This window comes from Colwellia sp. BRX10-9 (assembly GCF_014077405.1).
Taxonomy (GTDB): domain Bacteria; phylum Pseudomonadota; class Gammaproteobacteria; order Enterobacterales; family Alteromonadaceae; genus Colwellia_A.
In genome coordinates this window covers 1-386 of the sequence record NZ_JACGVV010000119.1, presented here as the reverse complement: position 1 = coordinate 386, position 386 = coordinate 1, and the positions used below count along the sequence as shown (strand labels likewise).

1 protein-coding gene is annotated in these 386 nt (G+C 44.0%); it reads right to left on the bottom strand.

Going from position 1 to position 386, the window contains the following annotated elements; all coding sequences use genetic code 11:
• Window positions 1-386: transposase (locus tag H4J69_RS19705; RefSeq protein ID WP_404842825.1), on the bottom strand; the 386-nt coding region annotated here is incomplete at both ends.

The window sequence follows — 386 nt, the reverse complement described above, 5'->3', positions numbered from 1 at the left end:
CTGATGTGAAGTCTTGACAGTATATTTGCGGTTTTGTTATCGATAGCGCCTCGTTTGTCTGCTCTTATTACGCGACCTGTTTCATCTACAAGGGTTAAATAGTCCTTCAAGCTAAAGCGGATACCGGAGGTTTTCTCTTGATGTTCATTGCCCGTAAAAGGTAATAACGTTGTCGGTTGCTCTCCGATAATGGCTGCTTTGATACGCAGTTGAATACTGGTAAAACTCGATTGCTCAGGTGTTGGAGCAATGCCTGCACGTACTGGATTTAAATCTACATAAGCCATACAAGCAAGTAATGCCCCTTCATCGAGCAGGGCTTGAGATTTAAAGCGTCCTTCCCAAAAGTGCCCCGTGCATTTATCTTCTTTATTGGCTTGTCGAGC